Consider the following 23454-nt stretch of genomic DNA (forward strand, 5'->3'; position numbering starts at 1 on the left):
CTTACAACGTATGCGCCGATTCTTTAAAAATGCGACCCCTGACCTCATAGGATGGAAACATGTCCCAGCTCGCGCAAGCCGGAGACAGGAGCACGGTGTCTCCCGGTTCGGCCAGCGCGGCTGCTTCCTCTACGGCCCGGCGAAGCGTAACGGCGGCATCCTCCTCAGGTTCGACGAGTTTGACGGCCGTTAAACCGGCCGCTTCCGCGACGCGCCGAATCTTCTCCCGCGTCTCGCCGAGGGCGACGACCCCCTTCAGCCGCTCGCGGAACGTCGGCAGCAGCTCCATGTAGTCGGAACCGCGGTCGAGACCGCCGGCGATCAGCACGAGCGGCGACGGCAGCGAAGACACCGACATGACGGTCGCGGTCGGGTTGGTCGCCTTCGAGTCGTTGTAGTACCGGACGCCGCGGAACGTCCCGACGAACTCCAGCCGGTGCTCGACGCCGCGGAATTCCTCCAGCGGGCGGACGAGCGCGGACGGCGCGGCGCCCGCAGCCAGCGCGATCGCGACCGCCGCCAACGCGTTGGCGCAGTTGTGCCGGCCGGGGATGCCGAGACGGTCCGCGCGGACGATGCGCGTCTCCTCCCCCGCCTCCGTCCGCGAGACGATCCAGCGTTCGGCCTCCGCGCCGTTCTCCTCCGCTCCCGCAGCCGGATAAGGCGGCTCGACCGACACCCCCGCCGCAAGCCGCCGCGCGAGCGAGAACGGCCGCAGCCGGGCGCCGGACGCTTCCGCGATCCGGACGCACGCGGCATCGTCGGCATTGTAGACGGCCGTATCGTCCGGCGTCAGATTGGCGAACAGCTTCGCCTTGGAGCTAACGTAGTCCTCCATCGTGCCGTGATAATCGAGATGCGTCTCGGCCACGTTGAGTAAGCATGCGATGCGCGGATGGAAGTCCGACGTTCCCTTCAGCTGGAAGCTCGACAGCTCCGCGACCAGCCACCCTCGGGGCGACACTTCCTGCGCCGCGTCGCACAGCGGACGGCCGATATTGCCGGCCACGAGCGGGGACAGTCCCGCCGCCGCCAGCAGCTCCCCCGTCCACGTCGTCGTCGTCGTTTTCCCGTTGGAACCGGTGATGCCGACGATCGGGGCCGGGGACAGCCGTCCGGCCACCTCGACCTCGGTGACGATCTCTACGCCGAGCGCGGCCGCCCTTACGATCGGCTCCGCCGAATAGGGGATGCCCGGATTTTTGACCAGCAGCGCCGTCTCGGACGTCACCAGGCCTTCCGGATGTCCGCCGCATACAACAGAAATGCCCAAAGCCTCGAGCTCCGAGGCTTCGGGACACTGCTCCCGCTCTTTGCGATCGTTCGCGACGACGCGCGCGCCGGCGCCGTGGAACAGCTTGGCGGCCGCGACGCCGCTGCGCGCCAGGCCCAGGATGACGACGTGCCGATCTTCGTATTCGTGCAATGGCTTCATAGGCGATATATCCCCTTATACAAGATCAGGCCGACGCCCGCCAGCACGAGGCCCGCCAGCCAGAACGTGGTGACGACGCGCCATTCGGACCAGCCGGACAATTCGAAGTGATGGTGAATCGGACTCATTTTGAATACCCGCTTGCCTCTCGTCTTAAACGAGGCGACTTGGATGATGACGGACAGCATCTCGAGGACGAACACGCCGCCGATGACGACGAGCAATAGCTCCGTCTTGGTCAGGATCGCGACGGCCGCGAGCCCCCCGCCGATGCCGAGCGAACCGGAGTCGCCCATGAATACCTTCGCGGGATGCGCGTTGTACACGAGGAACCCCAGCACCGCGCCGATCATCGCCGCGGAGAAGATCGCGGACTGCTGCTGCGTCGCCTGCAGCGCGATGAAGGTGAACGCCCCGAACGCCAGGGCGCTTGTCCCGGACAGAAGGCCGTCCAGCCCGTCGGTGAAGTTGACCGCGTTGCTCGACGCGAAAAAGATAATGACGACGAACAGATAATAGCCCCATCCGAGGTCGACCGACCAGTGCGTGCCCGGCATCCCGACCGTCGTGCCGTGACCCATCCGATACAGCATGACGCAGAACAGGATGGAAAAGAGCAGCTGCCCGAACAGCTTCTGCTTGGCCGTGAGGCCCAGCGAGCGCTTCAGGGCGATCTTGATATAGTCGTCCAGGAAGCCGACGAGGCCGAAGCCGAGGCACGCGATCAGCAGCGCCCAGAATTCGGGGCCCCGGTCGGAGAACTTCAGGAAGGCCAGCGTCAGCGCGAGCAGGATGATGATCCCGCCCATCGTCGGCGTTCCGGTTTTCTTCAAATGCGATTGCGGCCCTTCCACCCGCACCTGCTGCCCGAACTTCAGCCTGCGCAGCAGCGGGATGAACAGCGGTCCGAGCAGCGCGGCCAGGACGAACGAGACGCCCAGCGTCCATAATGTCGAAGCGTAGTCCACGTTAGTCTCCCCCCGTCCCTTGTCGCAGACGTTGCACGACCTCTTCCATGCGCATGCCCCGCGACGCCTTCACCAGCACCAGGTCTTCCGGCGCTAGCCGCGCGAGGAGCGCGTCGGCCAGTTCGCGCTTGTCGGCGAAATGAAGGACGGCGCCGTCGGGCAGCCGCCGCTTCGCCTCCGCGGCCGCCAACGCGGACAGCGGTCCGAACGCGAAGAGGCCGTCCGCCTTGTCCGTCGACAGCTCTCGGCCGATGTCCGCGTGGAAGGCGGCTTCGTCGGGCCCGAGCTCCAGCATGTCGCCGAGGACGAGCCACTTGCGGCGGAACCCCGTCAGCTGCGCGACGAGACCGATCGCCGCCCGCATCGAGGTGGGGCTGGCGTTGTACGCGTCGTTCAGGACGAGCGCGCCGTTCCAGGCGGCCGTCCGCTCGATGCGCATGCCGGTCATCTTCGCCGCGCGCAGCCCTTCCGCGATCCGGTCCTCGGCCACGCCGAACAACCTCCCGATCGCGATGGCCGCGAGCGCGTTGACCGCGTTGTGCCGTCCGGGGATCGGCAGCGCGTACGCGGCGCCCGCGGGCTCGCCCGCGAGCGCGAACGAGACGCCGTCGGGACGCACTGCGATCCGCTCGGCGCGCAGGTCGTCCCCTTCCCGCTCGCCGAACGTGACGGTGCGCAGGTCCGCCGCCGGCCGGGCCAGCGCGGCGAGCTCTTCCCGCAGCAGCGGCTCGTCGCCGTAATAGACGAGCGTGCCGCCCGGCTTCAGCCCTTCGGCGATCTCCAGCTTGGCGCGCGCGATGTTGCGCCGCGATCCCAGCTGCAGCAGATGCGACTCGCCGACGTTCGTGATGACGGCGGCATCCGGCCCGGTCAAACGCGAGAGCAGCGAGATCTCGCCGCGCCCGCTCATGCCCATCTCGAGCACGAGCGCTTCCGTCCCGGGATCCGCGCCCAAGATGGTTAGCGGCAGGCCGATATGATTATTGAAGTTGCCTTCGGTCTTGGCGACCTTGTAAGTCGTCGCCAAGACCGAGGCAATCAGATCCTTGGTCGTGGTCTTGCCGTTGCTGCCGGTCACGCCCACCACCCGGGGCTTCCAGGCGGCGAGATAGCCGGCCGCCAGCGCTTGCAGCGCCGCGAGCGTGTCCGCCACGCGCAGCAGGGGCAGCGCCGTCTTCGGCGCCGGACGGTCCTGCTGCCAGAGCGCGGCGGCCGCGCCGGCCCGCTCCGCCGTCGCCAGATAGTCGTGCCCGTCGAAGCGGTCGCCCGCGAGCGGCACGAACAGCCGGCCGGGCGCGATCGACCGCGAATCGGTCGACACGCCCGCGATGCGCAGCGCGCCCGCGGCGTCCGCGTCCTGCGCCGAGATGCCGGCGGCTCCGCACCAGGCGGCAACTTCCTTTAGCGTCGCTTGAATCACTGCATCCGGCTCCTTACGGCGGCTCGCGCCTCGAGGCGGTCGTCGAAGTCGTGCGTGACGCCGCCGATGATTTGATAGGTTTCATGGCCTTTTCCCGCTATCAATACTACATCCCCCGGGCTTGCCATTTCAACCGCTTTTTGGATCGCGGCGCGCCTGTCGGGCTCCAGCGTATAGCGGCCTCCCGCAGGATCGGCCTCGCGCAATCCCGCTTCGATATCGCGAAGGATCGCCGCCGGATCTTCGGTGCGGGGATTGTCGCTCGTAGCGATCACTACGTCGGCCCACCCGGCGGCGATCCGGCCCATGATCGGCCGCTTCGTCCGGTCGCGGTCGCCGCCGCAGCCGAACACGCAGATGACGCGGCCCTCCGCGATCTCCCGCACGGTGCGCAGCACGTTGTCGAGCCCGTCCGGCGTATGCGCGTAGTCGACGATGACCGCGTAAGGCTGGCTCTCGTCGACGGCTTCGACCCGTCCGGGCACGCCGGGCGTCTCCTCCAGGCTGTGGACCGCCGCCCCCAGGGCGATGCCCTCGCAGAGCGCGGCCGCCAAGGCGGCGAGCGCGTTGTAGACGTTGAACTTGCCGACCATCCGGAGTTCAACGTCGCGGCTGCCGCGGAACGTATCGACGCGGAAGGACGTCCCGCGGGACGTGATCCGCACGTTCGTCGCGCGGACGTGCGCGTCGCGCTCGACGCCGTAGGTGACGACTTCGGCGGCGGTCAGCTTCGCGTACTTCGCCGAGGCGTCGTCGTCCGCGTTCAGCACCGCGTACGCGCGTTCCCGCGGATCCGCCGCGTAGGCGTTGCCGAGCCGGGAGAAGAAGAGACCCTTCGCTTCGGCGTAGGCTTCCATCGTGCCGTGATAGTCCAGATGATCTTGGGTCAGGTTCGTGAAGATCGCCGTGCGGAACCGCGTCCCCTTCACGCGTCCCTGCTCCAGCGCGTGCGAGCTGACCTCGATGACCGCCCGCTCCGTGCCGGCTTCGACCATCTGGGCGAACAGCCGCTGCAGCCCGAGGACGTCCGGCGTCGTGCCGGACATCGGCAGGCTTCGGCCGTCGAACCGGGCTTCGATCGTACCGATCACGCCCGGCGCGATGCCCGCGTCGGCCAGGATCCGTTCGACGAGGTACGTCGTCGTCGTCTTGCCGTTCGTGCCGGTGACGCCGATCGGACGCAGCCGGTGCGACGGATGTTCGTAGTAGGCGTCCGCCAGCACGGCGAGCGCCTGCCGGACGTCCGGCACGACGATCTGGGCGACCGGCAGCGGCAGCTCCCGGTTCGTCACGAGCGCGGCGGCCCCTTTCTCCGCGGCCTGGGGCGCGTAGTCGTGCCCGTCCACCGTATGGCCGGGCAGGCAGAAGAACAGCTGCCCAGGCAGCACGGCGCGGGAATCGGCCTCGAGCCCCGTGATCTCCCTATGGATCTCGCCGATCGTGCGATAGACCAGCAAGTTTTCGCAAAGCTTATGTAGTTGCATCGTGTAATCGGCCTCCTTCGGCAATTTCATTCTCCATTATCGACCAATGCCCTCCCCCTTACAAGAGAAAGGCCCCGTTTCTTTGAAAATGCTAATGTTCGAATTGGTCGCTCCGCCACATCTTGCCAGTCATGTCAGGACAACGCTGGCGCGAAGCGGCTTTCCTGCCGCTCCGCGCCGGAAGATCCCCTTCAATTCCCGTTCTTCTTGGCGTCGGCGCCGCCGTTCTCGTCGCCGAGATAGATGCGGATGGTCGAGCCCTTCAGCACGCGCTCGCCGGCCGCCGGCGCTTGGCGCAAGACGGTCTGGCCTTTGCCCGAAGCGGTCAGCTGGAAGTTCATGTTCATATCTTCGTACAAGTCCGACACCGTCTTGCCGACCACGTTCGGCACCGTCACCATCGGCACCTCGCCGTACTTGTATTCCTTGTTCAATTGCTTGGCGCGAGGGGCGACCCCGAGATGCGGCAGCGCGTCCGCCATAATGTTCCGGACGATCGGCGCCGCGACGACGCCGCCGAACTGGATGCCTTGGGGATTGTCTACGGCGACGTAGACGACGAGCTTCGGATCGTCCGCCGGCGCGAAGCCGATGAACGAGACGATATGCTCGCTCGCGGAGTAGACGCCGTTCACGACCTTCTGCGCGGTCCCCGTCTTGCCGCCGACCCGGTAGCCGTCGAGGAAGGCGTTGCCCCCCGTCCCTTGGGCGACGACGCTCTCGAGCGCCTCCCGCAACTGCTTGGACGTCTCGGGCGAGATGACCTGCCGGACCAGCTCGGGCTGCACCGCCTCGCGCACCTCGCCGGTCTCCGGCTGCACCCAGGCCTTCGCGACATGCGGCTTGAACAGCTTTCCTCCGTTAATAGCGGCGGCCACCGCCGTGATCTGCTGGATCGGCGTCACCGATACCCCTTGCCCGAACGCCGTCGTGGCCAGCTCGACCGGACCGACGCGGGACGGCTTGAACATAATGCCGTTCTCCTCGCCTTCCAGGTCGATGCCGGTCCGCTTGCCGAAGCCGAACGCCTTGATGTAGTCGAACAGCTTATCCTTGCCGAGCCGCTGGCCGAGCGCCACGAAGCCCGGGTTGCAGGAATTTTCCACGACCTCGAGGAACGACTGGCTGCCGTGGCCGCCCTTCTTCCAGCAGCGGAGCTTGGCGCCCGCTACGTCGACGTAGCCGGGATCGTAGAAATGCTCGTTCTTCAGGTCCACCTTGCCTTCCTGCAGCGCGGCGGACAGCGTAATGATCTTGAAGGTCGATCCGGGCTCGTACGTCATCCAGATCGGCAGGTTTCGGTTGTAGACCTGCGGGTCGACTTCCTGGTACTTGTCGGGCTGGAACGACGGCCGGCTCCCCATGGCGAGAATCTCGCCGGAGGACGGGTCCATCGCGATCGCGATGACGTGATCGGGCTGGTATTTGAGCATCGCCTGATCGAGCTCCCGCTCCACGATCGACTGGATCGACTGGTCGATCGTCAATTGCAAAGTGAGCCCGTCCTTCGGCGCTTGATACGCTTCGTTCGAATTCGGCATCTGCCGGCCGGCCGCATCGGTCAGGAACGACAGGCTGCCCGGGACGCCGGAGAGCTGGCTGTCGTACTTCTTCTCGACGCCGGTCAGTCCGCCGTCGTAGCCGGTGATGCCCAGCACTTGGGCGGCCAGCTCGCCGAACGGATAATAACGCTTGTTGTCGCCCGCGACATAGATGCCGGGGAGGGCGAGATCGACGATCTGCTGCGCCAGCTCGGCCGTGATCTTCCGACCGCCCGGCCAGAGCTTCACGCTGCTCTCCTTCTTCTTGAGCAGGGCGTTCAGCTTCTCCTCGGTCATGCCGAGCAGGGGAGCCAGCTGCCGGGCGGCCTCCGCCTTGTCCTTCACCTGCGCCGGCACCGCGTACACGGTGGGCGAACTGATGTTGTAGGCCAGCTTCACGCCGTTGCGGTCGGTAATCGTGCCGCGGTTCGCTTCGAACGGGATGTTGCGCCGCCAGGAGTCTTCGGCCTGCTTGGCCAGCTCGCCGCCTTTGAACAGCTGGACGTAGCCCAGCCTGATGACGAGCGCCAGAAAAGCGACAAACACCGCGACGAGCGCAAAAAACAGGCGCCTGCGCACGGTGACTTGCGAGATTTTCACGAGATAACCCCCTCCCCCGGAACGTCGGAGTGTTACTCCCAAGCTATTCCGGGACGAAGGGGGTTAGAACAAGCCTGGGGCTGTACGCCTAGCGGCGGCCGCCGTTCGGCGGTCCTCCCGCGCCGTTTAGCCGGGCGGAGGACTGCCGGCAGGCGGCGGAGTCTGCGTGCCCGAAGGCGGCGTCGCGCCGGGGTCGTCCGACGCCGACGCATCCTGGGCCGAGAGCGGAGGCGCCAGCGTCAGCGCGATGGTCAGCTTGCCGTTCGTCCGTTCGGCGTGCTGGGCGGTCACATAGCCTTCGCCCTGCACGGTGCAGGCGCCGCCGAGCAGCGCGCACATCTCGAGCGCATCCCGCAGCGCGAGACCCTTGAGGCTCGGCACGTTGTCCAGCGTCTTCTCGGTGAGCAGATAGACCTGCTGGGAGGTCGGGAGCACGCTCCCCGCTTCCGGCAGCTGGCCCAGCACCTTCGCGCCCTTACCGAGCACGACGGCCTCGAAGCCGCCCGACGCGAGCTTCGTTTTCGCCGTCGTCGTCGCGTCGCCGGAGACGTCCGGCACCTTCGCCGTCACCGGCGCGTCGCTCTTCGTCTCCTCTTGCTGCTGCTTCGCTTCCTCCTGCGTCAGCTTAGGCAGAATGCCCATATGCTTCAGCGACTGCTCCATGATCTGCTTGAAGATCGGTCCTACCGTCTTGCCGCCGCCCGCCAGATCGTCCTGCGGCTGGTCGACGAGCACATAGAGCACGATCTTCGGATCCTCGACCGGCGCGTAGCCGATGAAGGAGACGACGAACCGGTCGGTCGAATAGTCTTTGCCGACGACCGTCTGCGCCGTCCCCGTCTTGCCGGCGATGCGGTAACCCGGGATGTAGGCGGACTTCCCCGTGCCGATATTCTGGTCGCTGACGACCTGTTCCAGATACTCCCCAACCTTGCGGGACGTCTCCTCGGAGATGACCTGCCGGACCATCTTCGGTTCGAACACCTGCTTCTCTCCCGTGTTCGGATCCGAGATCTCCTTGACGATATGCGGCACCATGAGCTTGCCGCCGTTCGCCACCGCCGCCACCGCCGCGACCTGCTGGATCGGCGTCACGGTGACCGCCTGTCCGAACGTCGCCGCCGCGAGGTCGCGGTTCGCGCTCATTCTCGTGTTGCCGAGCACTTCGCCCGGCAGATCGATGCCCGTTTTCTGCGAGAAGCCGAAGTTGGTAATGTATTGACGGAACTTCTCCTTGCCCAGCTTCTCGTATCCGAGCTTGACGAACGCCACGTTGCTCGAATGCTTGAGCCCGTCCAGGTAGCTGATATTGCCCCAGCCGCCCCGCTTGACGTCGCGGATCGGCTTGTCCTTGCTCGAGATCGAGATGCTGCCCGACATGTAATGGTCGTTCGGATCGAACAGCCCTTCCTGCACCGCGGCCGCCAGCGTCACGATCTTGAAGGTGGAACCGGGCTCGTAGACCGACTGGACCGCGTTGTTCTTGAAGGCGGACTGATCCTTGTACAGCCAGTAATGGTTCGGGTCGAAGTCCGGCAAGCTCACCATGCCCAGAATATCCATCGTCTTCGGATCGGCCGCGATGGCCGTCATGCTGACCGGATGATACTTCTCGTACGCTTCGCGCATGGCCTGTTCCATGTAATACTGGATGTCCCTGTCGATCGTCAGCTTGACGTTTTTGCCGTCGACCGGCTGCGTCGCTTCGACCTTGCCGTCCGGCAGCTGCGTGCGTTTGCCGTCCTTCTCGTACGTAATCTTGCCCGCCGAGCCTTCCAACTGGTCGTTAAGCGACCGCTCGAGTCCCATGATCGCCTCGTTGTCTTTGTTCTCGTAGCCGAGAATTTGAGAGGCCAGCGATCCGTTCGGATAATACCTCTTCTGATCCTCCGCGAGGATGATGCCGACGTTTTTCTTGCCGGTCTGATCCTGCAGCGTTTTAACGAACGCTTTGAAGCGGTCGGCGACCGCCTTGTCCATCTTCCAGCCTTCGGGGCGGATCTCCTTTTGAACCAGATAATCGCCGTTTTCCTTTTTGGCGTCGAGGCTCTGCCGGATTTCGTCCTCCGGTTTGCCCAGGACGTTATGGATCTTGGAGACGATCTGATCCCGCAGCTTCCACTCGGGATTCTTCTCGTCCAGCTCGTGAATGAGCTTGGGATTAACGGCCAAGGTGAAGGCGGATGCGCCGGCGGCCAGCACGTTCCCGGACCGGTCCGTGATCGTGCCGCGTTCCTGCGGCAGCGTCTTGGTCGTCATCCAGGTCGTACGCGCCTGCTTCTCCCAGAAGGCGGCGTTCGCGACTTGCACCCAATAGACCCGCCCCCATAAACCGACAAAAAGGAGGGTTAGGAACCCTCCCATTAACAACGTACGCAGTTTGATTCTCTTCGTCATCGCCCATCACCTTCTATCAGACGTTAGGGCTTCGTTTGGGAAGCCGTTTGATCCTTGTCGGCCGACAACGTAATCGGTTGCTGATCGAGCTTCTGCAAACCTAGCTTTTGCGCCTTTCTCGCGATCTCCGCGGGATCCATCAGCCGGTCCACTTCGCGTTGCAGCTCTCTGGATTGGTCGACGGCCTGCTCGTATTCGCCGGTCATCTTCTGAATCTCGCGATTCATCTCGTAGAGTCCCGCCGAACGGTAGATGACGAGGCCGGTTACGCCTACGAGCAGCGCCACCGTGAACAGATAGATCAGCTTCTCCCCGACCGGCAGATGGCGGCGGCGCGGCTGGGGAGACTGGCGGGAAGGAGCCGGGCCCCGCTGCTGCGGCTGCTTCTCCGGCTTACGCTCCTCGCGAAGCGCGAGGTTTCCATAATACTGCATCTTCGTTCTCTCCCCCTTGACGTGGTTGTGCTATGCGACAGTTGCTTCTTTAATATCTCTTTACGTTCTCTCTACAGTCTCTCGGCGATGCGCAGCTTGGCGGAACGGGCTCGGTTGTTCTCTTCGAGCTCCCGTTCGGACGGCAGGATCGGCTTGCGCGGCGTGAGCCGCAGGCGTCCGTCTCCGCCGCCGCAGACGCACACCGGAAAGTCCGGCGGGCAGCGGCAGGTGGCGACTTCCTTCGCGAACGTCAGCTTGCAGATCCGGTCTTCGAGCGAATGGAACGTGATGACCGCGATGCGGCCGCCCGGACGGACGACCTCGATCGCCTGATTCAGCGCGTCCTGGAACGCGCCGAGCTCGTCGTTCACGGCGATGCGGATCGCCTGGAACGTCCGCTTGGCGGGATGGCCGCCGGTGCGTCTCGCCGCCGCCGGGATGGCGGACTTGATCAGCTCCGCCAGCTCGCCGGTCTTCTCGATCGGCGCCTTTTGTCTGGCTGCGACGATCTGGCGGGCGATCTTGCGGGCGAACTTCTCTTCCCCGTAGTCGCGGAAGATGCGGGCGAGCTCTTGCTCGTCCCATTCGTTCACGATCTCCTTCGCGGACAAGCGCTGGCTCTGGTCCATCCGCATGTCGAGCTCGGCGTCGTGGTTGTAGCTGAAGCCGCGGTCGGCTTCGTCGAGCTGCGGGCTGGATACGCCCAGGTCGAACAGCACGCCGTCCACCTGTGGCGCTCCGTCCTCGCCGGTCGCGCCGGCTTCCCGGAGCGCCTCGGCGAGGCGCCGAAAGTTGCTTTTCACCAGCGTCACGACCGCGCCGTAAGGCGCGAGTCGCTCCCGCGCATGCGCGAGGGCGGTATCGTCCTGGTCCAGTCCGATCAGCCTTCCCCGCGGTCCGAGCCGCGAAGCGATCGCTTCGCTGTGGCCGGCCCCGCCGAGCGTACAATCGACATAGATGCCGTCTTCTTTGATGTTGAGTCCGTCGACCGCTTCCTCTTTGAGCACGGTAATGTGGTGAAACACGCGTATGCCCTCCCGGCAACCTCTCGGGGTCTTTCTGATTTTTGTCTATGCTGCAAGGAATTTGTGAACGCTCGTCGTGCGGCCGGTTCCGGCTTAGAAGTTAAAGTCGAAATCGACCAGCTTCTCGGCAATCTCGTTGAACGAATCTTGGGACTGCTTGCTGTAAGCTTCCCAAGTCGCCTTGTCCCAGATCTCCACGCGGGAGGAGACGCCGATAATCGTACAATCTTTGTCAAGCTTGGCATAATCGCGCAGGTGATTCGGCACGTTTACCCTTCCCTGTTTGTCCCACTCGCATTCGGACGCGCCGGCGAAGAGCAAGCGCGAGAACGCCCGCGCGTTCGCCGCCATCGAAGGCAGCGACTTCATCTTCTGTTCCAAGAGGTTCCATTCCTCGCGGGGGTAGACGAACAAGCAGTTGTCCAAGCCGCGGGTGACGATGAACTCCGTGCCGAGGGATTCGCGGAATTTAGCGGGAATAATGATTCGGCCTTTGTCGTCGATCGAATGTTGGTATTCCCCTAAAAACATGCGCCCCCACACCTCCTCCATCTTCCACCACTTTGCCCCACTTTGAACCACTTATGATGACTATTCGCGTCAAAAAAAAGAAATCCTGCTTAAATGAGCAGGATTTCATAAAAATATTTTAGGGGATTAACGAATCTCCCCCGATTCGTCAGAACCTTCTTCGACGGGCGCTTCCTCGACCGCATCCGCCCGCGCGGAGGCGGTTGCCGTCGGATCCGCCGGAACGGGCGCGTTCAGCAGCGCGCGCCGCTCGGCGGCCACCCCCCGCCGCGCCCGGCGGCTGCGGCGAATGACGAGCCATAGGGGAACGCCCAGAATCACGACCACGGCCAGCACGGGCAGAAGCGCGGCCAAGACGGTGAGTACGCCTTCGCCGAAGACGCGCAGGAAGTCCGCGCTGCCCGACATCGCGCCCCCGAGTCTGGCTGCCAGGCCCTTGTCCTTCTCCTCCTTTTTCATCGGCTCGTCAGCCGGCCCTTCGTACAAGCGCAGGTTGATCGTCGAATAGGCGACGTTCTGATCGAGATAGCGGATGCGCCCCTGGATCTGCTCGATCTCTTGCTGCACGCTGCCCAGCTCGTTCGAGAAGCGCACGAGATCGTCGGACTTCGTCGCCTTGTCCATGAAGGCGAGCAACCGGGTCTCCACCATCTTCTTCGCTTTGAGCCGCGCCTCGAGGTCGACGTATTCCTCGGTGACGTCGTTGCCTTTGATCTGCCGCTCGAACCCGTTGTGCGGAATCTCGCCCAACCGGTCGAGGAAGGCGCTGAATCCCGCCGACGGAATCTTGATCGCGTAGGTCGAACCCGCATATTCGCCCGTGCGCGAATCCGCGAATTGAACGATATAGCCCCCGCTTTGGAAGATGAGATCGCTGACCCGCCGCTCTCCTTCGGCGAAGCGCTCTACCTTGAGGACGACGTCGGCGTTGTAGATCATTTTGCGGTTGAACCCGGCCGCGGCGTCCGCGACCGGACCGAACGTCGTGCCGGCGCTCAGGCCATCCGCCGAAGCGGGCGCGCCGGAAGCCGCCGCGAAGCTGGTGTCCGCCGCGCTCCCCTTTTCGCTCAGCGCTTCCGAATTCTTAGCCGTGACTGCATCCGCTAGCGATTCGTTCGCGACCGCCGCCGCTTGCGGGGCGGACGCCGCCTCGCCCCGCAGCGCCTCGGACGCGTTGTCGTTCGAACGCCCGCTGCAGCCGGCCAGCAGCAACAGTGAAAACACCGCGGCCCACGCCCATCTCTTCCGATTGCGCGCGCCTCGCGGGCGGCGTACCCCCATCTGCTTCATTCGACAGATCCCCCTTATCCGGTATATCTGCCCTCTAGACGAGGAGGTTCTGGTAAATGTTGCAAACTACGGTCGCATCGTTTCCGCCCGGGCCACCGCTTTCGGCCGCCCGTTTCCGAACGAGCAAGTAACAAGACGTCGCCGACTTTTTTGATTTTGATCGAAAATCATGCTGGAAGTGAGAATGCGCCTTTAGGAGGGAATGCCGGAAGGCGGGAAATCCATTTGTATCGGAGATCATTTTGGAGCGTGGGAGATGCGTTCGTGTTGGATGTCATGCCGGAAGACTGAAAAAACGCCTCTCCGCGACGACATCTTGTCGTTCGGAAGGGCGTCTCTGTATTCAGGTGCGTTAACCGTTGCAGTCGGCAAAGCTGCCGCGTAAATGTGGTTAATGGCCCTGCGATATGCTTCAGCCGAGCAGAGTTAACGCCCAAAACGGTGATCGGCCTCGCTATTCGCCCCAACCGGGTCAAGTTAACCGCTCAAAACGGTTATCGGCCTCGCAACCTGCACGAACCGTGCCAAGTTAACCGCTCAAAACGGTTATCGGCCCCCGATCTGCTTCGGCATGGCCGACTCAGTGCGCGGTCCAGCTGGCCAGATAAGCCTTCTGTTCGTCGCTGAGTTTGTCGATCGTAATGCCGAGCGATTCGAGCTTCGTCCGCGCGACCTGCTCGTCGAGCTCGTAAGGCACGTTCACGACTCGCTTGCCGATCGCTTCGTAGTTCTCGTTGACGTAGCGGAGCGACAGCGCCTGGAGCGCGAACGTCATGTCCATGATCTCGGCCGGATGCCCGTCGCCCGCGGCGAGATTGACCAGACGGCCTTCCGCCAGCACATAGATACGGCGTCCGTCCTTCAGTTGGTACTCCTCAATGTTGCGGCGGACGACGCGCTTCGATACCGACAGCGCCGCGAGCTCCACCAGATTCACTTCGACGTCGAAGTGGCCTGCGTTGGACAAGATCGCGCCGTCCTTCATGTTCGCGATATGTTCGCCGCGGATGACGTCTTTGTTGCCCGTTACGGTGACGAAGAAGTCGCCGATCTTGGCCGCTTCGGCGATCGACAGCACGGTGAAGCCGTCCATATACGCCTCGACCGCTTTGATGGCGTCCACTTCCGTAACGACGACGTTGGCGCCTAGCCCTTTCGCCCGCATCGCCACGCCTTTGCCGCACCAGCCGTAGCCGTTGACGACGACCGTCTTGCCCGCCACGACGAGGTTCGTCGTCCGGTTGATGCCGTCCCATACCGATTGACCGGTGCCGTAACGGTTGTCGAACAGGTATTTGCAGAAGGCGTCGTTCACGGCGACCATCGGGAATTGCAGCGAGCCGTCCTTCTCCATCGCCTTCAGGCGCAGAATGCCCGTCGTCGTCTCCTCCGCCCCGCCGCGAACGTTCGCCAGCAGGTCCTTGCGTTCCGTATGCAGGATCGTGACCAGGTCGCCGCCGTCGTCGATGATCAGATCGGGCTTCGTCTCCAGCGCCTTGACCATAAGGTCGTGGTACTCCTGCGGGTCCGGATTGTACTTCGCGAAGACCGCGATGCCGTCAAGGGCGAGCGCCGCGCAGACGTCGTCTTGCGTGGACAGCGGATTGCTGCCGGTGATGGCGACTTCGGCGCCGCCGGCCTGCACGACCTTGGCCAGATAGGCCGTCTTCGCTTCGAGGTGCAGCGAGATCGCCACCTTCAGCCCTTTGAACGGCTGGTCGCGCTCGAACTGCTCGCGTATGCGGTTCAGCACCGGCATGTGCGCCTGCACCCAATCGATCTTCAGCCGGCCTTCCGGCGCGAGGGACGGATCCCGGATAATGCTGCTAAGCGTTGTTTTCATCGTTTATGAACGACCTCCTGTTGATTATAGTATGTTGAAAGGCTACCCTTCGAGCAATCGATGTCCGCCCGTTACGTCGTAGTCGACTTCCCGGAGCGCGTCCAACCAGCCCGGTCCATAGCGATTCAGAAAATGAATGCCGCCCAGCACGCGCTCCTGCGGCTTGCCTTGCGGCCGGAGCGATCCCAGCATGCGGTCCCATTGACGCAAGGCGTCCTCATGGCGTTTCGCGAGCGCGCTCGCGGTCTGCTGCTCCAGGTACGCCATCTGCTCCAGAATCTTGTCGCGGTTGCGCTCGCCGAGCCGATCCAATCCGGGCTGGACGGCCGAGACCGTCTCCAGGATCGGCGCGTACAGCCGCTCGAACGCTTCGCGGGCGGAGGCGAACTTCGCTTCCAGATCCCAGCGGTCCTGGGCGGACAGCCATTCGGCCTTGCGCGCGTCCCCGCGCGCCATCAATTCCTCCGCCGTCATCCCGTACTTGGCGAGCAGCTTGCCGACGGCAGGCTCCAGGTAAGTGAACGACTGACGCGGGACGAGCAGCGGCATCTGCAGCCCGAGCAGGTCGAACGAGGGGCCGAGCACGCCCCAGTACGCGATTTCGGAAGGCCCGAGCACCGTCGCCAGCACCGGCAGCAGGTATTCCTGCATGAGCGGGCGGGTCAGCGCGTTGTTGCTGAACGTCTCCGGCTTCTCCGCGGTCCATTGCAGCAGTTCGTCCCGGGTGAAGGCGACTTCGCCGCGGCGGTCCTGGAATCCGCCGTCGCGGCGGTACAGGAGCGTCCGGCCCCGCTCCAGGTGCAGGAACAGGTTCGCGATCTCCGGCGAAGATTCGGCCTGCAGCGGGTACCCGAGCGCCTTCACGCGCTCTTCGCCCTCGGCGATCGCCGCGCTGATGCCGTCGCTTCGCTCGATCATCTCGCGGAACAGCGGGCGCTCCAGGCGGCGCAGCGCCGGATCGTCCGAATCGAGGAGGACGAGACCGTCCTTGCCGAACCAGTCCGACAGCAGCCGGGCGAACGCCAGCGTCAGCGACGGCGCGTCCGCGAGTTGGGCGGTGATTTGCCGGAGCAATTCCGGTTTAAATTCTGTATCGGGCAGGGCGCGCGCCAACGCGCCGACGGCGGACTCCCAATCCGCGGCCGAGAGCGGCGTGCGGCTGACCGCCTGGCGCGGGCCTTCCGGCCGGTTCAGGCGGATGCGGACGGATTCGCCGTCCGCTTCGCCGGCGAAGACGTGATTCGCTTCGACGTAGACATGGTTCGCCTCGTCGAAGTCGTGGTCCTCGCCCGCGATCCAGAAGACCGGCACGACCCGGCGGCCGAGCAGCCGCTCGGCATGCTTGGCCGATTGGATGACCGTCAGCGCCTTGTAGACGATGAGCAGCGCGCCGCCGAACAAGCCGGCCTGCTGTCCGCCGACGATGGCCAGCGTGTCCTCGCGCTCCAGATCCGCGATCGATTGCAAGACCCGCTCGTGCGGGGCCAACTGCGCCTGGTATTCCCTCAGCGCGGCGGCGAGCGACTTCCGGTCCGCCCGGCGATCCGCCAGCCGGTCGAGCGCTTCCGCCCGCTGAAGCCAGTCGGCGCGTTCGAATGGATGAGCGCCGAACAGCCGGCGGGTGCCGGCGTCGCCCAGCCTGTATTGTTCCGCCAAGGACGGGGCAGACAAGCCTTGGAGGGGATATACGTTCATTTAGAGGGTCCTCCCGTCAGATTACCATGTCAAATCCGATTGTACACGAGGCGGTCGGATGGCGTCAAAGCTCGTCTTGACGCGCCAGCGCCCGCCTCTCTCCCCGTCTTTTCGAATTACGGGACCATCCTTGGATTGGAGGAGATCGTACATGCCGGCGCGCCTTCATGCGGCAGGGGCTGTCCCGCAAGTCCGTACGGACTTGCGGGACAGCCCCTGCCATCGATCCAGCTGGTCGTACCTAAGCGCTCTCGGCGCCCTCGCGCGCCGGCGATCGGGATTAGACGGGTTCGCTGCCGAACATGCTCTTCACGAGTTCCACGAGCATGAGCAGAATGTAGAGTACGCTCATCGCGAAGAAAGACAGCCGCCAGATCGCCCTGAACAGCCGCATGCCGTTCACCTTGCCGCGCATCCGGTACTGCGCGTTGCCGATCAAGCCCGCGCCGAGCAGCATGAACAACAGGATCAGATACGGGCCGAAATGATTGCCCAGCAGCTTGTTGATCAGCGAGGCGACGATGCCGATCAGGAATGCCGTCGTGATATCCATCGCGAGCCGGATGGCCCGCTGCCGATCCCCGCTGCGGACGGAAGCGACCCCGAACACGAGCAGGAAGGGCAGGACCGGTACGATGGCAAGAAAAGCGTATGCGGACACCAAAGCCTCCCACAATGAACCCATTCACACGTCTCCTCCGTCGCCGGGAATCGCCTCGATGAGCGCCGTCAAGCCGCCGTTCCACGGAGCCGGCAAGCCCGCCTGCCGCGCCAGGCGCGAGACCGCTCCATTAATGGCGCCGATCTCCGTCGGGCGGCCGGCCTCCACGTCCTGCAGCATGGAGGAACGGTTGGCCGCCGTGCGCGCGCAGACGTCGAGCAGCTCGTCCCACAGCGCGGGGTCGTTCGGCAAGCCGTACTGCCGCAGGACGGGGACCGTCTCGTCGAACAACGTCCGCATCAGCCGCAGGCGGTCCCGCGTCGCCGTCAGCTGACCGTTCGGCACGCGCAGCAAGGCCGTCAACGGATTGATCACGGCGTTGCTCAGCAATTTCCGCAACATTCTCTCTGCCATATCATTCGACACAATCGCGGTAAATCCTGCCTCTTTCAGCACCTTTTCTACGATCTGTAGCTTTGCCGGGTCCGCGGGAACGGCGGCGTCGCGCGCCGTCCCGTCGAACAACGGCGCGTCCCCGAGCCAGGTGTTCCCGCTGCCCGTGTGGCGGACCGCGGCCGGCCCCGTACGGCGCGCCCCCTCGGTCGTCACGGCGGCCAGCAGATGCCGTCCGGGCAGCGCCGCCGCGAGCCGCTCCGTATGCCCCAAGCCGTTGCAGAACGCCGCGACCGCGGCGCCCGGCGGCACCGCGGCCCGGAGCGCGTCCAGGAACGCCTGCGACAGCGCCGTCTGCTTGACCGCCAGCAGGACGACGTGCGCCGGATCCCGTTCCGCCTGCGCCTGATCCAGCGTCATCGCCGTCACGGGCGCGATGCCGATCGTCTCGCCGGACGCTCCGCATACCGCGACGCCCGACGCCGCCAACGCGCGCGCCTGCGCTTCGGCGCGCGTCCATACCGTCACCGGCTTGCCCGCCAGCGCGATCCTGCCCGCCAGCAGCAGACCGATCGAGCCCCCGCCCGCAACCGCGATTTTCGTCATTCGAAGCGCTCCCCCATGCTTGACGTGATTGCATTTATCATAGCGGTCCTCTCAAACGAAAGCCACCCTCTTTCGCGGCGTTCGCGAAGGGGTGGCCCGGTCAGGCGGTCGGCCGCCTAGCTATTCGATGCGCTCCAGGTTGCCGTTGGCATCCATCTTGAAGCGGGTCTTCTCGTCTTCCGTCTCCTCCGAGAGGAAGGCGAGCCTGCGCGCGCGGTCCATGATCCGGATCAGCGCCTTGTAGTCGTCGTTGACGACCTGGTAGTCCGTTTGCACTTCGTTCACTTCTTTGGAGAGCTTGTCGTTCGATTGACGCAGGTTGAGGAGCTGCTCCTCTTTGTCTTTCAATTCTTTGTCGAGCGTTCGCACCTGACGGGTCAGATCCTGAACCGTATTCTTCCATTGCCGCAAATATCGGATAACCGCCTCCATAGATAAGGAGTCCGCAGAAAGCAGTTCGGTTTTCGCAGATTCGGGCTCTTCTCCCGGCACCGGCAGCCGTTCCGGCTGCGACATTCCGGAGATGCCTTGCTTCTTCAAATAATTTCTCTTTTGCCTTTGCTGCTTGGCGATGGAGATCGCCTCGTCGTAGCGCTTGCGGACGCAGCTGTTCCAGCGGAACCCGCAAGCCGCGGACGTGCGGGCAATCCGTTGCCCGACTTCTTCGAAAGCAGCAAGTTGCGTGCTTCCTTCTCTAATGTGGCGCAGTGTGACTTCCGCGAGGATCAGGTCGTCATCCGCACTCCATGCGTCTTGTCTTACAGCCGCCATGGGGTTTGTTCCCTCCTTGTCTACGCATAGGTTTCATGATCTTCTTCATTCATCTTTATGCCCATGGTAGAATTCATAGAATCTATCGGATACTTCTAGGTATATCCATTTTTTCGAACGGTATACCTTCGGGTCCCAAGGGTTTCCGTCCCGCCGCCGGCCGGCCGGAGACGGCATGTATAAGGACGGGGAGTCGGTGGAACCATGGAAGCGACCCGCCAAATACCGGCAGAAGCCTTCCGAACCGCCGTGCGCGCGCGTTTGGCGGGCGTCGGATTCGGGGAATGATCGGAGTATACGCGGGCCGCGCCGAGGCTTGGACGAAAAGTTTGCCATTTCGTCACTTCTTCAGGTTTACACTCGATTGGCTATAAAGGTATAATATGCTGTAGAAATTCGTGAGGACGTTGTGCAGAGGGGGGATCAAACGTGGCACGCATGTTCCGGGTGCTGGGCTTCTGGACGCTGGCGATCGCGCTGATGTCGTTCGCAGGCGATATGTACGAGATGTCGCTTCTATTCTTCATCCAGACGGCCGCTTTCTTCTTGCTTGGTTATCTGAAATTCACCGAACGCACCTATATCTTCATGTTCTGGGGATACATGGTCATCGCGTTCTTGGGATTCACCTACTGGTCCGTATTCGAGATGAGCTTGCCTTACTAAGGGCCATCCGACGGGACGGGGCGAACCTTTTTCCTTTACACAAACGAGAGCAACAAGGCCGGAGCGCGAACGCTCCGGCCTTGTTTAGTCATACAGAATGTTAAGTTTTCACGCCTATCCGTCTCTGTATGACCTCCGATAAATACGTGTCACCGTCTAGGAAGACGGCAAAACCGTTTTTACTTGGCTTTTGGCGAAGATCTGGACCTTGAATAGCTCGCTCATGCCGTCGGTCAGGAGCAGCTGCCGGACCGCCCGGTTGCGCCGGGCTGCCGGACCGAACGGGTCGGCGTCCCCCGGCGGGGACAAACGGGAGAGGATGCCGGCGGAGACGAGGAATTCCTTCTGCGTCTGGTAGGCCACCTCGACCCAGCCCGCCTCCAGCGCGGCGCGCCGGATCGAGGTGAAGTTGACGTGCGCCGTCAGATCCTGCCCGCCCGGTAGCGCGTAGGGGTCCGTATGCGCGACATGACGGGAGTAGCAGAGCAGCGTCCCGTCCATCCGGTGCGGTGCGGTCAGCTCCTCCGAGGCGTCGCCGTAGTCGAGGAAGACGAGCAGCGCTTCGCCGAACTGCCCGCTCCGCGCCTTCAGCCAGGCGCCCGCATCGAGATGCAGCTCCGCGGTCTGCCCCTCCCGCAGCCGGATCCCGTCCCGCTCCATCCACGCGGCGAGCTGCGGATCGCTCGGCTCCGTCCGGCAGGGGACGGGGCAGCCGCGCGCCGCGTCCCAGGCTACGCCCCACTCCCACAAGCGTCCGCCCCGCCGAACGACGCGGTGCACCGGCATCGCGTCCAGCAGCTCGTTGCCGACCAGAATCGCCGGGCGATCCCGCCAATCGCAAGCCTCGGCTTCGGCATCGGTCAGGATGCGTGCCGCCCCGGACGCGGCGTCTTCGGCGAGTGTCTCGCGCGCGAGGCGGAGGTGGCCTGGGTTGCCGTCCGCCAGCGTCAGGACGAAGCGGGACGGCGTCATCTCCCGCTCCCTCCACCTGCGCAGCATTTGCAGGGAGAGCCTGCCCGTTCCGCCGCCCCAGTCGATGACCTCGACGGGGCCCGCCGTCCCGAACCGCTCGTCCGCAAGCTGCGCGAACCGGTCGGCCAGCAATTCGCCCATGAGGTCGCCGACGTAGGCGCTCGTATAGAAGTCGCCCTCCCGTCCCGTGCGGACGGCGTCGCCGCGGTAGTAGCCGAACCTCGGCTCGTACAGGCAATAAGCCATATAATCGCGGAAGGTGATGCAGCGGCAAGGCGAACCGCCCTCGTCGCAGCCCCCGCGAGGGCTGCGCGCGATGGCGTCCGCGAGCATGTCCGGCAGCGAAGCCGGCCGATCGGGATGCGCGCCGTCCATCCGGCGCCTCCTTTCTCTCCTCTAGATGAGGATCCTAATATATAATAGAGCGATGGCGGGTCATAAAGCAGTCTTCCCGCCGCATATGCTGGACTACCGCAACGCCCGTCCATACCGGAGGAAGGAGGCCCCGATGCGCCGCTGGTTATGGCTCGGCCTGACCGTACTGATCGTTTATCTGCTGCTTCCGAGCGCCGGAGCGCCGATGCCCGTCTATGCCGAGCCGATGACGGAAGAAACGAGACAATTGCTGGAGAAAGGGCTCACCGTCGTGGAGATCGACCGGGAGATCGAGCGGATCGGCGCGCTGCGCGCCGACGCGCAGCAGGCGATCGCCAAGAACGAGAACCGCATCGCCGAACAGGCGATCGCCATCGCCGCCCAACGCGAGAAAGCCGGCCGGGTGCTCCGCTCCTACTACATGGGACAAAAAGAAGCCATGTGGGGCGCGCTGCTGAACTTCCACTCCCTGCCCGAGCTGCTGCGGACCTGGGAGCTGATGGACCTGATGTTCCAGGCCGACCACGACACGCTGGACCGTTACAGCCAGGAATACGCCCGCCTGCGCGACAACCGCACGAAGCTCGACCGCGACAGGGCCGACCTCGCCCGGGTGGAGAACGATCTTCGCGCGCAGCGCGAACGCGTCGCGGCCCTCCAGCGGGAAGTCGAACAGGCGATTGCCCATAGCAGCAACCCCGAGCTGCTCCGCAAGCAAATGGAAGAGATGCAGCGTTATTGGCAAAGCGTCGGCCTCTATGAGGTCAAGCAGCACTTCTCCGCGCTCGCCAAAACGATGAACAAGCTGCCCGACTGGATCAAGGATCATCCCGAGTCGCTCGTGACGAGCGGCTTGAAGACGACGCTTACGATCACGGACGAACAGCTGAACGCGTTCCTCCAGTCGCAGGACGATATGCTGAAGCAGTTCACGATCGCCTTTGCCCCCGGGAAGCTCACGCTCGAAGGGAACAACGGCAATCTGCAAGTGAAAATCGAAGGCCATTATACGGTGGAGAACGAACCGAAAAACGCCATTCTCTTCCATATGGATCAATTGATCTTCAACGGCTTGACCCTGCCGGACGCCACGCGCGACGATCTCGTCCGGGAGTTCGATCTCGGCTTCTATCCGCAAGATCTTATTAAGTTCGTCAAAGCGGACAGCGTCAGCCTGGAGGAAGGCCGGTTAGTCGTCGGACTTAAACTCGGCAAATGACGCCGGCCATAGCAGCTTCCATTCGTCCAGTCCGATTCGCCCGTCCAGCCATTGCTCCCACAAGCCGGCCAGCCGCCTGAGGCGGTTCGGCACCTCGGGCCCCGTCGCTGACGGGGCCTGATTCGGGAAGGACTGCAGGCTCGCGTTCGCGAGGTTCGGCGCAATCCCGGCTCCGGCCGTATACAAGGAGGGGAAGACCGGCAGCAGGCCGGAATCCGCGTAATTCTGCAATTGGTTGGCCGAACTGGCCATCTGGGCCATCCACGTCTTCGCGGCCTCCTCGTGCCGGGTGCGCGCGGACAGGGCGAAGCTCTCCCCCGACGCCCAGACGTACGGCTGCTCCCAGCCGGCGCGATCGATCTGCAGCGCGTCGGCCGCAGTCTTGGGCAGCCCGGCGATCGCCGCCGCAGCTTCCGAATAGCGGACGACGGCCGCCAACGTCCCGCCCGCCGCGAAGGCCGTCCAGAAGCGCGAATCGGCTTCGCGCTTCTGGATGCCGACCCGCTCTTCGGGCGGCATGGCGAGAATCGCGTCGAGCGCTTGTCCGTTCCAGGCTTTGCCCTGATCGCTCAGGAGCGCGTCGGCGCGCTCTCCGGCGGCCGCCCCGAACCAGCTCAGCACCGCATAGGGATCGGAGGCGTCCAGCGTCAGCCAGGATGCCCCGAGCCCGGCGTCCTGCAGCAGCTTCGGAAGGGCCGGCCATTCTTCGGCGCGCAGCGGCCGCGCCAGCGCGCTCCCGTCCTCGCGATGGAGCGCGCCGAGCACGTTGCGGTTCCACACCAGCACGTAGGGATCCATGCTGCGCGGAACGCCCCAGATGTAGCCGTTCCACTTCAGCGGCGCGGCCAGCGCGTCGAACTGGTCGGATAGCGCCTCGCCCACGAACGCCGCGTCAGCGGGCAGCAGCACGCCGGCGACCGCCAGCGTCTTCACCCACTCGTTCGGCACGAGCGCGAGATCGGCCGCGCGCCCGTCGTCGAGCCGGCTGTCCAGCAGGGCGTCCGCGTCCTTCGGATCCACCCGCGTCAGCGCGACGTGAATGTCGGGATGCCGCAGGGCGAAGCGAGCGTTCTGTTGCTCCAGCGTCTTGAACGCCGCTTCGCTCATGACGGCCACCGCGCGCAGATC

General features: G+C 64.3%; 19 protein-coding genes. 2 read left to right on the forward strand and 17 right to left on the reverse strand.

Going from position 1 to position 23454, the window contains the following annotated elements; genetic code table 11:
- Nucleotide 1: 1 nt before the first annotated feature.
- From murD to H7C19_RS21395, 15 genes are all read right to left on the reverse strand, one after another.
- Nucleotides 2–1435, reverse strand: coding sequence for a UDP-N-acetylmuramoyl-L-alanine--D-glutamate ligase (gene murD, locus H7C19_RS21325; RefSeq protein WP_185671076.1), 1434 nt, complete (start codon nucleotides 1433–1435; stop codon nucleotides 2–4).
- On the reverse strand, nucleotides 1432–2403 hold the full coding sequence (gene mraY, locus H7C19_RS21330) for a phospho-N-acetylmuramoyl-pentapeptide-transferase (RefSeq protein ID WP_185671077.1): 972 nt from the start codon (nucleotides 2401–2403) through the stop codon (nucleotides 1432–1434). The genes murD and mraY overlap by 4 nt, the downstream gene beginning before the upstream one ends.
- Nucleotide 2404: 1 nt before the next feature.
- The gene (locus H7C19_RS21335; protein ID WP_185671078.1) at nucleotides 2405–3823 is read right to left on the reverse strand and encodes a UDP-N-acetylmuramoyl-tripeptide--D-alanyl-D-alanine ligase; all 1419 of its coding nucleotides are present in this window, start codon (nucleotides 3821–3823) and stop codon (nucleotides 2405–2407) included.
- Nucleotides 3820–5307 carry a UDP-N-acetylmuramoyl-L-alanyl-D-glutamate--2,6-diaminopimelate ligase gene (locus H7C19_RS21340; protein ID WP_185671079.1) on the reverse strand — a complete coding sequence of 496 codons (1488 nt, stop codon included), beginning with the start codon at nucleotides 5305–5307 and terminating at the stop codon, nucleotides 3820–3822. The genes H7C19_RS21335 and H7C19_RS21340 overlap by 4 nt, the downstream gene beginning before the upstream one ends.
- Before the next feature lie 191 nt (nucleotides 5308–5498).
- Nucleotides 5499–7448: a stage V sporulation protein D gene (locus H7C19_RS21345; protein ID WP_185671080.1), complete on the reverse strand. Its 1950-nt coding sequence runs from the start codon at nucleotides 7446–7448 to the stop codon at nucleotides 5499–5501.
- A 126-nt stretch (nucleotides 7449–7574) separates the two neighbouring features.
- Nucleotides 7575–9845, reverse strand: coding sequence for a penicillin-binding transpeptidase domain-containing protein (locus H7C19_RS21350; RefSeq protein WP_185671081.1), 2271 nt, complete (start codon nucleotides 9843–9845; stop codon nucleotides 7575–7577).
- Nucleotides 9846–9868: 23 nt separating this feature from the next.
- Nucleotides 9869–10279: a cell division protein FtsL gene (ftsL2, locus tag H7C19_RS21355; protein ID WP_185671082.1), complete on the reverse strand. Its 411-nt coding sequence runs from the start codon at nucleotides 10277–10279 to the stop codon at nucleotides 9869–9871.
- Between the two features lie 71 nt (nucleotides 10280–10350).
- Nucleotides 10351–11304 carry a 16S rRNA (cytosine(1402)-N(4))-methyltransferase RsmH gene (gene rsmH / locus H7C19_RS21360; protein ID WP_185671083.1) on the reverse strand — a complete coding sequence of 318 codons (954 nt, stop codon included), beginning with the start codon at nucleotides 11302–11304 and terminating at the stop codon, nucleotides 10351–10353.
- Nucleotides 11305–11397: 93 nt separating this feature from the next.
- Nucleotides 11398–11835 carry a division/cell wall cluster transcriptional repressor MraZ gene (mraZ, locus tag H7C19_RS21365; protein ID WP_185671084.1) on the reverse strand — a complete coding sequence of 146 codons (438 nt, stop codon included), beginning with the start codon at nucleotides 11833–11835 and terminating at the stop codon, nucleotides 11398–11400.
- A 126-nt stretch (nucleotides 11836–11961) separates the two neighbouring features.
- Complete coding sequence (locus H7C19_RS21370; protein ID WP_185671086.1) at nucleotides 11962–13125, reverse strand: DUF4349 domain-containing protein; 1164 nt, start codon at nucleotides 13123–13125, stop codon at nucleotides 11962–11964.
- 580 nt (nucleotides 13126–13705) lie between these two features.
- Nucleotides 13706–14968, reverse strand: a complete 1263-nt coding sequence (locus tag H7C19_RS21375) for an adenosylhomocysteinase (protein WP_185671087.1) — start codon at nucleotides 14966–14968, stop codon at nucleotides 13706–13708.
- A gap of 42 nt (nucleotides 14969–15010) precedes the next feature.
- Complete coding sequence (gene bshC / locus H7C19_RS21380) at nucleotides 15011–16663, reverse strand: bacillithiol biosynthesis cysteine-adding enzyme BshC (RefSeq protein ID WP_185671088.1); 1653 nt, start codon at nucleotides 16661–16663, stop codon at nucleotides 15011–15013.
- Between the two features lie 280 nt (nucleotides 16664–16943).
- Nucleotides 16944–17348, reverse strand: a complete 405-nt coding sequence (locus H7C19_RS21385) for a DUF3397 domain-containing protein (RefSeq protein WP_185671089.1) — start codon at nucleotides 17346–17348, stop codon at nucleotides 16944–16946.
- Nucleotides 17349–18323: a ketopantoate reductase family protein gene (locus H7C19_RS21390; protein WP_185671091.1), complete on the reverse strand. Its 975-nt coding sequence runs from the start codon at nucleotides 18321–18323 to the stop codon at nucleotides 17349–17351.
- A 120-nt stretch (nucleotides 18324–18443) separates the two neighbouring features.
- On the reverse strand, nucleotides 18444–19094 hold the full coding sequence (locus H7C19_RS21395; RefSeq protein WP_185671093.1) for an RsfA family transcriptional regulator: 651 nt from the start codon (nucleotides 19092–19094) through the stop codon (nucleotides 18444–18446).
- 429 nt (nucleotides 19095–19523) lie between these two features.
- On the opposite strand from H7C19_RS21395, the gene H7C19_RS21400 reads away from it, so the two are divergent.
- Nucleotides 19524–19760, forward strand: coding sequence for a DUF2626 domain-containing protein (locus H7C19_RS21400; RefSeq protein ID WP_185671094.1), 237 nt, complete (start codon nucleotides 19524–19526; stop codon nucleotides 19758–19760).
- A gap of 156 nt (nucleotides 19761–19916) precedes the next feature.
- Here H7C19_RS21400 and H7C19_RS21405 read toward each other — a convergent pair whose 3' ends face one another.
- On the reverse strand, nucleotides 19917–21107 hold the full coding sequence (locus H7C19_RS21405) for a class I SAM-dependent methyltransferase (RefSeq protein ID WP_185671096.1): 1191 nt from the start codon (nucleotides 21105–21107) through the stop codon (nucleotides 19917–19919).
- A 133-nt stretch (nucleotides 21108–21240) separates the two neighbouring features.
- Between H7C19_RS21405 and H7C19_RS21410 the strand changes: the two genes are divergently transcribed.
- Nucleotides 21241–22326 (forward strand): hypothetical protein, encoded by a 1086-nt coding sequence (locus H7C19_RS21410; protein WP_185671097.1) that lies wholly within the window; start codon nucleotides 21241–21243, stop codon nucleotides 22324–22326.
- Here H7C19_RS21410 and H7C19_RS21415 read toward each other — a convergent pair.
- Nucleotides 22297–23454 (reverse strand): extracellular solute-binding protein (locus H7C19_RS21415; protein WP_185671099.1); only part of this gene is annotated, 1158 nt, incomplete at its 5' end. The genes H7C19_RS21410 and H7C19_RS21415 overlap by 30 nt on opposite strands.

The sequence above is a fragment of the Cohnella nanjingensis genome, assembly GCF_014212125.1.
Taxonomy (GTDB): Bacteria; Bacillota; Bacilli; order Paenibacillales; family Paenibacillaceae; genus Cohnella; species Cohnella nanjingensis.